Genomic DNA, 12,763 nt, shown 5'->3' on the forward strand with positions numbered 1-12,763 from the left:
TATGTTTCAAACTACTGGTGCTCTAGACAAACCGTTACAACCAAAGGAAATCAAACATAGTTCATTTGCGCAGGATATTATAAAAGGTCTTTCGGCAACGCACAAATATCTTGATGCTAAATATTTTTACGACACGAAAGGAGATGCATTATTTCAAAAAATAATGCAGTGTAATGAATATTATCTTACCGATTGTGAAATGGAAATATTAGCTAACAAGAAGGAACAGATCGTTACTGCTATATTAGCACATTTTCAATCATTTGATCTGATAGAATTGGGGGCTGGAGATGCCACAAAATCAATTCACTTACTAAGCGAGCTACTTCAACAGGGGGCAGACTATACTTATTATCCAATTGATATATCTCATAATGTTATTGCTCATCTGGAAGAAAAGCTGCCCTCACTATTACCTAATATAAAAATGCACGGCTTACACGGCGAGTATGCAACTATGCTTGACAATCCGACATTATCAAATGATAGGCCGAAAGTCATCTTATTTCTTGGCGCTAATATAGGCAATTCAACCGTTGAGGAGGCATTAGCATTTTGTAGAAATCTGAAAAAAAACCTGCGGAAAGGAGATCTACTACTTATTGGATTTGATCTAAGAAAAGATCCTCATATTATTCTAAACGCCTATAATGATAGTAAGGGTTATACGAAGGCGTTTAATTTAAACTTGCTTCAAAGAATAAATCATGAGCTGAATGCTAACTTTCAAATCAATAATTTTGAGCACTATCCGATATACAACCCTCAAACGGGAAGCTGCAAAAGTTATCTTATTAGCAAAGTCAGGCAAGAGGTAATACTAAAGGAAATAGATTTTACCATATTGCTTGACGCCCATGAAGCTATTTTTATGGAAATCTCTCAAAAATACAGCCCTGAAGAAATATTGCGTTTAGCAAAGCAAAGCGGTTTTAAAGAAACCAATCAATTCCTAGACCAGAATAAATGGTTCCAAGATAGTCTATGGATGGTTGAGTAAAAAATTAGGTGTGTATTAGGTAGTTAAAATGTGTCGATCCTCAGCCACATTAGTTCAGCTAAGGATCGACACATTTAGTCGGAGAATATTTTACGTAAATTTTCGCTTTAGATCGCGCATCAATTTTTTTACCACTGCCCTACCAGAATTGAAACCATTAGTGCCATTAGGGCTCGACTTATAGGCGTTTGATTCCCATAATACTTCGTTTTTTTTATCTATGAGTTTCGCAACCATTACATAAGAAGTACCGCCCCAAGAGGTTAAGGTAATACCTTTCGAAGCTGTTACATCAATACTGATCTTAAAATCAGCCTCCTCTGCTGTTGGAACAACCTGCCAATGATCCCACTCATTCAGCCTTTTAAGTAGTTCTTGCACAGTATTTATAACATTTTCATTTTTTGAGGTGTTTTCCACAAAAACTTTACTCCCAGCCGAAAAAGTCGGTTCTTGAGCAGAAACATAGCCTGCAAAAATAAGGCTAACGAGAAAAAGATAACATTTCATGATCATTTTTTGGGATAAACTTAGGTATTACCCGAATGCTATACAATCCCTGAAAGTCAGTATTTTTTACGCCGGTTTACAGCTATTTTACTGGAGAGAAAATTGCGGGCCTTATCATGTATGCAGCGCGCAGCGCTAGGCTTACGCATACGTTAAGCTAGAATTTATAGAGTCAATGCACCAATTATTAATTACCGCTAAACAGTGCATTGAACCTGAGAGCCCGTTTAAATTTATATGTATTTAGAACGTTTTAAGCTACCATCCATAACGCTACGATAAAAATTTTCTTTCTTAATATACCTTATCCTTAGCCACCTTTTCTACCAAATCGCCATCTTTAAGCGTTCTACTAATAGCGTTAAACGGACGTGTTACGACTTCCTGTCCTTCTTCCAATCCGCTCAATATACGGATGTAAGAATCATCCTGAATACCTGTTGTTACTTCGACCTGTTTTACTTTATCTGTTTCTAAGACAAACACATATTCTTTAACATTTGCTTTCTGCGTACTATCTCCTTCCTCCCCTTCTTCCTTAACTTGTAAAGAATCACTTTTAGACAGATCCTCACGGGTAGTCACGGCCTGTATAGGCACCGCTAGCCCAGTGTCTTTCTCGGTATGTATATCTACTGTTGCGGAGAGACCTGGCCGGAAAGGTGATGGGTTGGGTTGATCCGGCTTAAGTAAATCGTCGTACGATTCTGGTAAGATACGTACCTTAACTGTAAAATTGGTTACCTGATCTGTATTGGATGATGCATTTGTGGTGCCTGATGCCGCTGTACTATTCGCCGAAGATGAACTGGCAATTTCTGTAACCACACCCTTAAATTTACGGCCGCGGAAGGCATCAATTTCAATATCCGCCCCATTGTTTAAACTAACTCGATTGATATCGCTTTCATTCACATCGACATTTACTTCCATGGAAATTAAGTTGGCTATACGCATAATCTCCGTTCCCTCCATTTGTGCAGTACCTACCACACGCTCGCCTTCTTCAACTTTTAACATAGAAACTACACCATCTACAGGTGCATAAATGGTTGTTCTGGCCAAATTATCTCCTGCTTCTTTAACGGCTGCCTGCGATTGCTCAATGCCGTACTTGGATCCCAACGCATTCTGCCGTTGTGCTTCTACATTTGCCTTTGCTCCTTCAAAGTCTGTTCTCGCTTTATCGTATTCGGAAGCAGAAATAACCTTTCTATTATATAGTTCTTCTGTACGCTTAAAAGTAGCTTCCATAATATTTAAAGAAGCTTCAGCTTGCTTTAATTGCTGCTCAGCAGATGCTAAAGCCGCACGTTGGGCATTTAGGGAAGCTACTGCCTGATCATAACCGGACTGCAAGATATCTGGCTTTATTCTACAGAGTACCTGTCCCTTTTTAACAACCTCACCTTCCTTTACATTCAGTTCAACGATTTCCCCGGAAACTTCCGAGCTTAACTTCACCTCTTTCTCTGGCTGTACTTTACCACTCGCCGAAACCATTTCCTGTACGGTTCTTTTCTCCACCTTATCGGCAGCTACCTGTAAGGCATTTGGGCCACCTATCCACCCCATCTTGTTGGCGATCACCACCAACACAAGCAAAACAACTGCTCCTATAATTATATATTTAAATGTATTTTTTTTCTTCTTAGCCATGGTTTATTAATGTAAAATGGTGGTTGTTCAGTTTAGTTAAATACAATCGATCTACCCAAGTAAAAATCAATGACCTTACTTCTGAAAATGAGATCATATCTGGCCTGTATGTAATCAAATTCGGCTTTGTTCATATTCGTTTGGGAGGTACTTTGTTCCACAGCATTGGCTAAGCCAACTTCATAACGCTGCCTGATCACTTCAAAAGCCTCTTTGCTGGACTCAAATGCAGAACCTGTAGAATAATACTTACGCTCGGCAGCCTTCAAGTCGAGTACAGCCTGATGGATAATTTTATTCAGATTGTTCTTGGCCAACATTTCATCATTTAAACTATTCTGATAAGATATTTGTGCCTTTTTAACACCAATTCGAGTGGTCAAATTAGTGAAAATGGGTATTCTCAACGACGCCCCAACAAACTGCATCGAGTTACGATCTAATTGATCAGAGAAGGATATAAGCTGGCCAGTGAAATCTCTAGCAGCAGAAGAATAACTGGTATTCGCGGCGGCTATCAAACTCAGTTCTGGATAATACCCTCCCTTAGCGATATCAATATTTTTACGGGCTAAGGCAGTTCTGAATTCGGCTTGTTTGATATCTGGGTAAGTTTTTACAGCTTCTTTGTATACCTCACTTGCTCCTTGCTCAGCCACTAATTTTTCCACATCAGGAAGCACGGGCTTTTCCAGTACAATGTTTGTTTCCGGATTCATCTCCATCAATTGTTTTAAGTCGAGAATAGATAATTGATAAGCATTTTCGGCCGTCGTGGCATTTAACTCATCTGTTGCCACTTGACTTTTCGCCTGCGCAATATCTGCTAATGTTTTATTTCCCACATTAAAGTTTGCATCTTCCACCTCTAATTGCTCTTGCGACAACTTTAACTGCTGTTGACTTGCTGTGGCAATATCCAAATTTGTTAACGCTTCTAGATATTTCGTTACCACATCGAGCACCAAATCGTTCTTTACTTTATCTAAATTACTCCTATCGGCCTCTAATTGCATTTTATTGGCTTTGATCTGATTGATGCGCTGAAACCCACCAAAGAGTATCGTATTAGCCGTAACGCCGGCATCGGCCGTGGTCACGTTTTGGCGGAGAAGGAGTGTACCCGCAGTCTGGTCAAAGAAAAGGCCTCGTCTAACATTGCCGCCTACATTTCCCTCTAAAGAAGGATAGAGGTTCATTTTTGCTTGCTTAACATCTTGTTCGGATAATGACGATTGAAATGCTGCCTGTTTTACCTGGAGATTGTTTTTTAACGCCCATTCTACTGCATCTTTTAAGGTGATCGCCTGCTGTGCGGCGGAAGAAAACACCATAAAAGCGAACGATAGTGTTAAACAAGAATATTTCATAAGGAGGCTATGTTTTACCATCTATTAAAATTTATAACTATTTAATTTGCTATATTTTCTATATTTAGGCCTTGCGTCTTAAAAATGATCTTGGCCACATATGAATATTGTTAAATCTCCTTTATGGTTACGCATCCTGCTACCCCAACTTACCTGGCACGGTAGCCGAAAGGAAAAAGTTATTTACTTGACCTTTGACGACGGACCTATACCTGATGTTACACCAAAAGTGTTAAATATCTTAAAAAAGTATGGTATTAAAGCAACCTTTTTTTGCGTTGGTGAGAACATTATTAAACACCCGGAAATTTTTAACCAAGTAAAGCAAGATGGACACCAGATTGGCAATCATACCTATAACCATCTAAAAGGGTGGAAAACGCCAATATCTATATACTTAAAAAATATCGAAAAATGCCAATCATACACCCAAACAAACCTATTCAGACCACCTTATGGCCGATGTACACTTGCACAAATAAAGCAACTAAAAAAGAAGTATGAGATTATTATGTGGGACGTGATTACCTATGATTTTGATACCGGGCTCTCTCCAGACGATTGCTATACAAACGCTATCAAATACAGTAGAAATGGTTCTATAGTAGTTTTCCATGACAATCTAAAAGCAGTACCTAGACTGTTATATGCACTACCGAAAGCGATTGAATACTGGCAAAGGCAAGGGTACAGCTTTAAGGTGCTGGAAGGAAAATCAGACACGTGAAACAAGTGTGTTATTCAATAATAGTGGATGCTTGACGCACACCATGTGCGCTGAAATAACCCAAAGCACCATTACTAAAGTTTGATTGTGGATTTGCAGGCGCCGCCGATCCCGGATTATTAGAGCGAATGCCATTAAAGTAAGTATACACCGCTTGCGTGATGCTTTGCTGTTCTACCATAACCGAATCCCTGGTAAAAACCTCTAAATCTTCATCATATAAGTTTCGCTGTACTTTCTTCCCATCGTTAAACTTATCGTTATATACAAAAATGCTAGATGATACCGCACCATTTATAGTTAGGATATATCGATAATAATTTTGTTCATTGGGAGGATCTTGATAAACAACACCTACCATCTTCTCCTCTTCCCCAAATATATTATCTGTTACCGTTCCTATAGAATCAATTGCAATCGGTCGGGGCATTATAGCTTCTGCAAGGTAAGTTTCTTCTTCAACCACAACTGTCAATGTATATTTCATTCCTGGATAAGCCCGATAGTTTCTGATGCTATATAATCCTGGCGAAACCTCTGTAAACGAACGAACACCTTTTGCAGGTGCGTTAAAGCCCGTACTTGAATCGTTTGTTGCTTCTTCCAACACCTGCACAACAGCCCCGGTCACAGGATTGTCGGTACTATTTGCAGAAAATGGTACCGTTTTCGATATGCTAACATAATGCGTTGTAGAAAGATCTGAAATATTGCCCTCTATTACCAATGCTGGATCCGCGTCATTGAGATTAATGTCAACCACCTTCTCACAACTCAGCAGCACTACCATACAAACCAATAGCAAAAGGCAGCTCATAATCCTCGCATTGTTTACTTTAGTGTGTTTCATACGGCCTTAAAACTTAAAATTCCAAGTTATAGACGGGATAATTCCAAATAACGCTACCTGATATGCCTCTGTGACATTAGGATCGTTTTCATTTTCCCTAAAATCAATAATATATGCGTTTTTTCTGTTGTAAGCATTATAAATACCAAAAGTCCAGCTCGATTTGAATTTTTTATCCGGTTTTGATGCTAAGGTCGCACCTAGGTCAAGTCGGTGATAATCTGGCATCCGGTATCCATTACGTTCGGTATAATACCAGGTAGATTTACCTCCTATGTTATATTTTCCACTAGGAAAAGTTACGGCATTACCCGTATTATATACAAACGTACCCGAGAAGCTCCACCTTTCTGAGAACTGGTACATACCAACAATAGCAATATCATGTATGCGATCTTGCCTGGCAGCAAACCAGTTGCCATTGTTTATCTCTTCAAATTTTCTTTTGCTACGGGATAAGGTATAACTTACCCACCCGTTCAACCGTCCAGTTCTTTTTTTTAAGTAAAGCTCTATTCCGTATGCTTTCCCTCTTCCATAAACCAATTCCGACTCCACATTTTCGTTGGCTTGTAAATCTGCCGCATTTTTGTAATCAATTTGGTTTTGCATGTCTTTATAGTACGCTTCGGCAGAAAACTCGTATTTGTCGTCACTAAAATTTCGATAGTAGCCAATAGCCCCCTGATCGGCAACCTGGGGTCTAATGTTGTTACTGCTCAATACCCAAGCATCTGTAGGCAATGTAGAGGTTGAATTAGTTAACTGATGCAAGTTTTGTGTGTTTCGATTATATGATGCTTTAAAACTACTATTTTCATTCATTAAATAATTGATTGATACACGAGGCTCAGCGTTGAAGTAACCTTTTGCAACCTGTCCCCTACCATATACTTTGGCATCTATAACATCGCCTATTTCATCGTAGGTTCTAAACTCACCAGGACCTAATGATAAAAACGTATTCAATCGAAGTCCATATAGAAAGTTCCACCTATTATGGGGCTTCCACTCGTGGGAAATATATGCAGCTAATTCCACCCCTTGCCGATTTTCTATGTTCATTGAATTGATATCCGAATCTTCTGAGGCGTCAATACCTGCCGGTGATATTTCCTGTCTCAGTATGTTAAGGCCAAACCGAAAATTGCTTTGATTACTTGCAAAGTAATGAAAATCCTGTTTCACATTTACATTTTGTATCCTTGAGGCAATTTTAAAGTCATTATTATCATTAAAAACGTCAACGTTATACTTAAAATCGCTATATATGAGTGACGTATTGGAGAAAAGTTTACTATTGAATACGTGATTCCAACGAAAAGTACCCGTTGCGTTACCCCAGTCAAAACCGAAGTTATCTGCGTAGCCTAAAACATCCTTACCAAAATAACCGGAGAGATATAATGTGTTATTATCGTTAATCTGGTAATTCGCTTTTAGGTTGAGATCATAAAAGTAAAGTACACTTTTATTGACCGTACTGTCTGAAGAAATTTTTAAGAACATATCGGCATAAGTGCGTCTTCCACTGAGCATAAATGAGCCCTTATCTTTTTCTATCGGTCCTTCTAGTTTTAGTCTAGATGCGATCAGCCCAACCCCACCGTCTACACCAAATTCTTGATTATTTCCATCCAACATATTTACATCCAATACGGAAGCCAAGCGTCCACCATATTGTGCGGGCATCCCCCCTTTATATAGGTTTACATCTTTTATAGCGTCAGAATTAAAGGTCGAAAAGAAACCGAGCAGATGAGATGCATTATAAACCATAGCTTCATCTAAGAGCACTAAGTTTTGATCCACCGAACCTCCTCTCACAAAAAAACCACTGTTTCCTTCTCCAGCGGCCAACACCCCCGGTAATAATTGAATAGTTTTTAATACGTCGCGTTCGCCGAACAGTACGGGTATGTTGTTAATTTCTTTAATATCTAATTTACTTACCCCCATTTGGGGGTTGTTAATATTTTCCCGTGAAGAACTGGCATTAATCTCTACCACATCTAACTGATTGGCCACCTCCAGCTTAAAATCCATACGTAAATCGGTGCTAAAATTGATTTCCTTCGACTGGGAAGCGTAACCAACGGATGACACCTCAATGGTATATTTTCCTTTTGGAATAGCAAGTGAATAAAAGCCGTAGCTATTAGCACTCACCCCTACATTTACCAGCTCTTTTATCTTTACGTTGGCGCCGATTAACGTTTCGCCGCTTGAAGCATCCCTTATCGTGCCCCTTACGGTTACCTGTTGACTGAAAACAAAATGACTGAAACAAAAGGTAAATAATATAAATAAAACGAAAGATCTCAAAATGGTTGAATTGCTTGGTATGTTATTAAAATAGCATCTTGCAAAGAAAATTTTACCCTTACAGTTTACAATTTTAACAAATAGACTCCACAATCTATAACTAAACTTAGCTAAATTACTTTTAGCTAAAAAGCATAACCCAGCGTAATAGACCCATACTGGTGGGGGCTAGCCCTACTCTTAACCTCTTTTGTATTAAATTGAAAACGGGCATCTAATGACAAGTGATTTTTAGCATAAATAAACCCAATCTGTTGACTAAGTACCCATGATTGGATACCAAAAGTTACGGGACCTTTATCTTGTAAAAACATTCCTCCCTGGATGCTCGCATCGTAAAACCGATAATAGAGAATCGGTCGATAATAAAAGTAACGTTCTTTATTTACCCGACGATTTGACAGTCCCAAACGGCTACCCGTAAGCGCTGATTCGTATAATGCATTCATGTTACCGATTCGTAATGTTGGTCCTACCCCGATATGGCTTTGATTTAAGCCAATTGATATTTTCGAACCAGCCTGTACGTCAACGGTTTTTGCCGTATTCCGCCACAACTTAGCACTGTAGCTGGCCCTAATATCGACGGTAAAATTACTCCTCAATTGATAGTCCCACCCATTAATATCGTAAAAACCAAAAAGATTATGAAATGCCTTTTGTATTTCCTCGCCCTTAGCGGCTTTACCAAAAAAACCCATTTCACTTGAGACACTAAAAATAGATTCTGTGCTATAAAACCAAGTATGCTGCCCCCGTAAGTATAGAAATGCCGTAAATGGACGATCCATATACTCCAACTCACTAAAACCATTATAGGCGTTAAATAATTTATGTCCAAGAGAAACTTCCCAAATTTGTTTTTTTTGGCGTGAAGGCAAGGAAATATCTTCCTTTAGTCTGCGATAGTTAAAAGCCACCCCGTTTGTATAATATTGATCCTGATTTAGAAACAAATAGGCATCATTATCACTATGCACACTAATTTCCCTTACATATACCCCCTGAGCCTCACTTCTGAAGAAAGTGGCAACACAAATAGCCATACATAAAAAAAAAGTTGGTTTCAAAGTAAAATATAGCTGATTGTAATACTGCTTTCAAACTTAGATATTTTTGTTTAGTTAATAATGACACTAATGCCATAAAACTGCAAAAAAATCCAATTTCCACTTTCTGAACTGGTTGGCATGTATATGGTTGTCATTGCCTGAGACATAGCAAAAATGTACTATTAATATTACCTTAAATTGGAAGAAAATACCCAATAATTACATTATAAATTTCTATATTGTGCCAACTAACATTTTATTATTCACCGCTGCACTGATAGATAGCAGCTATAATAACATTAACTAACAATATCACAATCACAAAACAATGAAAACTATTTCTTTAAGCATTTGCAGTTGTATTTTATTAACAACTGTGGCATTTGCGCAAAAGTTGAACACATTAACATCTAAAGAGAAAAAAGACGGCTGGGAGCTTTTATTTGACGGCAAGTCTACAGATGGATGGCATACATATCATACAGACAAGGCATCCAACGCTTGGTCTGTACAAGACGGCGCACTAGTATTTAACCCCGCCGCTGATAAATCAGAAAGAGGAGATCTCGTGACCGACAAAGAATATGAAAATTACGATCTCACCTATGAATGGAAAATCAGTGATGGCGGTAATAGTGGAGTTATCTTCGGCGTGAAAGAAGATGCGCAATATGGTGCTACCTATGAAACAGGAATAGAGATGCAGGTACTGGATAATATCAATGCTGATGACAGACATACACCTAATCACCTAGCAGGCTCTTTGTATGATCTGATCGGCAGTGCAGAGGTATCCAAACCGAAAGCTGTAGGCGAATGGAACCAAGCGCGTATTCTTTACAGCGGTGGCCAAATTACCTTATGGTTAAATGGTGTGAAAACTGCTGAGGTAAAAAAGGGCAGCGAAGAGTGGAACCAGCTCATTGCTAACAGCAAGTTCCATGACTGGGAAGGTTTTGCAAAATACGACAAAGGTAAGATAGCCCTGCAAGACCATGGAGATGTGGTAGCGTATCGAAATATAAAAATTAAACAATTATAAAAACATTGGATTACGCCATTTAACAGCATTTATCTGATGCTATTTCGAGCCACATTATCTATGGAGATATTGTGGCTCGTTTGGTTAAAAATAAAACCATGATTGATACAAATATTTCAGCAGGAGCGCGTTTCAGAGAAGCCATGCAACGCAACAAACCACTGCAAATAGCAGGCGCTATTAATGCCAACCATGCCTTGTTGGCAAGCCAAGCAGGCTTTCAGGCAATATATTTATCGGGAGGCGGAGTTGCTGCAGGTTCTTTGGGTATTCCGGATCTGGGCATTACAAATCTAAACGACGTGTTAATTGATGTTGATCGAATTACAAACGTGACTGATACACCATTGCTTGTTGATATCGATACAGGTTTTGGCCCCTCGGCTTTCAACGTCGCCCGCACAGTCAAGTCACTGATAAAAGCCGGGGCTGCAGCGCTACATCTAGAAGATCAGGTTGGAGCAAAAAGATGTGGACATCGACCAGGAAAAGAAGTGGTAGGTAGCCAAGAGATGACTGATCGTATCAAGGCTGCAGTAGATGCCCGTCAAGATCAGTACTTCGTAATAGGTGCTAGAACGGATGCTTTAGCGGTAGAAAGCCTGGAGCAAACATTGGATAGAGCACGGGCTTATCAGGATGCCGGAGCTGACTTTATCTTCGTAGAAGCTGTACAGGACCTACAGACGTATAAGGTTTTCGCGGCGCATATCGACTGTCCTATTCTTGCCAACATTACAGAATTTGGATTGACCCCATTATGGAATATAGAAGAGCTCGCCAGCGTTGATGTCAGCCTAGTATTATATCCCCTATCTGCTTTCAGAGCAGCAAACAAAGCTGCTTTGAATGTATACCAACATTTATTGAAAGACGGCTCTCAGCAAGCGGTTGTAGGTAATATGCAAACACGTGAAGAACTTTATCAAAGTATAGGTTATTATGCTTATGAAGAAAAATTAGATACGCTTTATCAGCGTCGCTAAAACATAGGTTTATCATTTTATATACAAAAACCAACAATTATGAATACCGAAAAACAGCAGGTAAATTTTAAACCAAAAAAATCAGTGGCATTATCTGGAGTATTGGCAGGAAACACCGCTTTATGTACTGTAGGAACAAGTGGCAATGATTTACACTATAGGGGGTATGATATTTTGGATCTGGCCGAGGGAGCATCATTTGAAGAAGTTGCCTATTTGCTGATACATGAAAAACTTCCAAATGTTGCGGAGCTAAAGGCTTATAAGATAAAGTTAAGCACGTTACGTGGGCTTCCCATCATTGCTAAGAATGTGCTGGAACAAATCCCCGCTGCTGCCCATCCGATGGATATTTTAAGAACCTATACTTCGTTGCTAGGCACAATTTCGCCAGAAAAGAACGACCATAACACAGCTGGGGCGCGCGACATTGCGGATAAGTTAATGGCATCCTACTCTTCTGCCTTGCTCTATTGGTATCATTATTCGCATAATGGTAAGCGCATTGAGGTGGAAACAGATGATGATAGTATTGGTGCCCATTTTTTACACCTGCTACACGGTAGAAAACCGGAAAATTCTTGGATAAGAGCGATGCAAATATCGTTAAATCTTTATGCTGAGCACGAGTTTAATGCTTCCACCTTTACAGGGAGAGTGATCACCGGCACCGGTTCTGATATTTATTCTGCCATCACCGGCAGCATTGGTGCCTTACGTGGGCAGAAACATGGTGGGGCTAATGAGGTAGCTTATGACATCCAAAGCCGCTATGCCAATCCTGATGAGGCCGCTGCTGATATCCAACAGCGGCTGGAAAAAAAAGAAGTGATTATAGGTTTTGGGCATCCAGTATACACCATTTCAGATCCAAGAAACATCGTGATAAAGAAAGTGGCGAAAGATTTATCGGAAGAAGTCGGTGATTTAAAGCTTTATAGTATCGCCGAAAGAATTGAAAGTTTGCTGTTGGATAGAAAAAAAATGTTTCCAAATCTCGACTGGTTTTCGGCCGTGTCGTATCATATCATGGGAATTCCTACACTATTTTTCACCCCTTTATTCGTTATATCTAGGGTAAGTGGGTGGAGTGCACATATTATTGAACAACGCCAAGATGGTAAGATCATACGTCCAAGTGCCAACTATGTTGGACCGGAAAACAGGGTGTTTGTACCGTTAAGCGAACGCTAATTTTGTACATAACTTCTTTGCTATTTATCGACAAATTTCATTTATTCT

The 12,763-nt window shown here is 39.3% G+C and carries 11 protein-coding genes; 5 read left to right on the top strand and 6 right to left on the bottom strand.

The window, feature by feature from the left end:
- The first annotated feature begins 1 nt into the window (after position 1).
- Positions 2 to 1,000 carry an L-histidine N(alpha)-methyltransferase gene (locus tag H8S90_RS23615; RefSeq protein ID WP_187340232.1) on the top strand — a complete coding sequence of 333 codons (999 nt, stop codon included), beginning with the start codon at positions 2 to 4 and terminating at the stop codon, positions 998 to 1,000.
- 90 nt (positions 1,001 to 1,090) lie between these two features.
- On the opposite strand, the gene H8S90_RS23620 is transcribed toward H8S90_RS23615, so the two are convergent.
- The 3 genes from H8S90_RS23620 to H8S90_RS23630 form a co-directional block, all read right to left on the bottom strand.
- Positions 1,091 to 1,510 carry a hypothetical protein gene (locus H8S90_RS23620; RefSeq protein ID WP_187340233.1) on the bottom strand — a complete coding sequence of 140 codons (420 nt, stop codon included), beginning with the start codon at positions 1,508 to 1,510 and terminating at the stop codon, positions 1,091 to 1,093.
- A 294-nt stretch (positions 1,511 to 1,804) separates the two neighbouring features.
- On the bottom strand, positions 1,805 to 3,169 hold the full coding sequence (locus H8S90_RS23625) for an efflux RND transporter periplasmic adaptor subunit (protein ID WP_187340234.1): 1,365 nt from the start codon (positions 3,167 to 3,169) through the stop codon (positions 1,805 to 1,807).
- A 32-nt stretch (positions 3,170 to 3,201) separates the two neighbouring features.
- Positions 3,202 to 4,539, bottom strand: a complete 1,338-nt coding sequence (locus H8S90_RS23630) for a TolC family protein (RefSeq protein ID WP_187340235.1) — start codon at positions 4,537 to 4,539, stop codon at positions 3,202 to 3,204.
- 100 nt (positions 4,540 to 4,639) lie between these two features.
- On the opposite strand from H8S90_RS23630, the gene H8S90_RS23635 reads away from it, so the two are divergent.
- Positions 4,640 to 5,266 (top strand): polysaccharide deacetylase family protein, encoded by a 627-nt coding sequence (locus tag H8S90_RS23635; protein ID WP_187340236.1) that lies wholly within the window; start codon positions 4,640 to 4,642, stop codon positions 5,264 to 5,266.
- Between the two features lie 10 nt (positions 5,267 to 5,276).
- Here the strand turns inward: H8S90_RS23635 and H8S90_RS23640 are convergent, their stop codons facing one another.
- The 3 genes from H8S90_RS23640 to H8S90_RS23650 form a co-directional block, all read right to left on the bottom strand.
- Positions 5,277 to 6,116 (bottom strand): DUF4249 domain-containing protein, encoded by an 840-nt coding sequence (locus tag H8S90_RS23640; RefSeq protein ID WP_187340237.1) that lies wholly within the window; start codon positions 6,114 to 6,116, stop codon positions 5,277 to 5,279.
- 6 nt (positions 6,117 to 6,122) lie between these two features.
- A complete protein-coding gene (locus H8S90_RS23645) occupies positions 6,123 to 8,441 on the bottom strand; it encodes a TonB-dependent receptor (RefSeq protein WP_187340238.1) in 2,319 nt (772 codons plus the stop codon).
- A 125-nt stretch (positions 8,442 to 8,566) separates the two neighbouring features.
- On the bottom strand, positions 8,567 to 9,487 hold the full coding sequence (locus H8S90_RS23650) for a lipid A deacylase LpxR family protein (RefSeq protein WP_187340239.1): 921 nt from the start codon (positions 9,485 to 9,487) through the stop codon (positions 8,567 to 8,569).
- Positions 9,488 to 9,821: 334 nt separating this feature from the next.
- Here H8S90_RS23650 and H8S90_RS23655 point away from each other — a divergent pair, with 334 nt between their 5' ends.
- From H8S90_RS23655 to prpC, 3 genes are all read left to right on the top strand, one after another.
- Entirely contained in the window at positions 9,822 to 10,535 is a 714-nt protein-coding gene (locus H8S90_RS23655) for a DUF1080 domain-containing protein (protein WP_187340240.1), read from the top strand.
- Positions 10,536 to 10,633: 98 nt separating this feature from the next.
- Complete coding sequence (gene prpB, locus H8S90_RS23660; protein ID WP_187340241.1) at positions 10,634 to 11,521, top strand: methylisocitrate lyase; 888 nt, start codon at positions 10,634 to 10,636, stop codon at positions 11,519 to 11,521.
- 39 nt (positions 11,522 to 11,560) lie between these two features.
- Positions 11,561 to 12,715: a 2-methylcitrate synthase gene (gene prpC / locus H8S90_RS23665; protein ID WP_187340242.1), complete on the top strand. Its 1,155-nt coding sequence runs from the start codon at positions 11,561 to 11,563 to the stop codon at positions 12,713 to 12,715.
- The last annotated feature ends 48 nt before the right edge of the window (positions 12,716 to 12,763 follow it).

Source organism: Olivibacter sp. SDN3 (assembly GCF_014334135.1).
Lineage (GTDB): Bacteria > Bacteroidota > Bacteroidia > Sphingobacteriales > Sphingobacteriaceae > Olivibacter.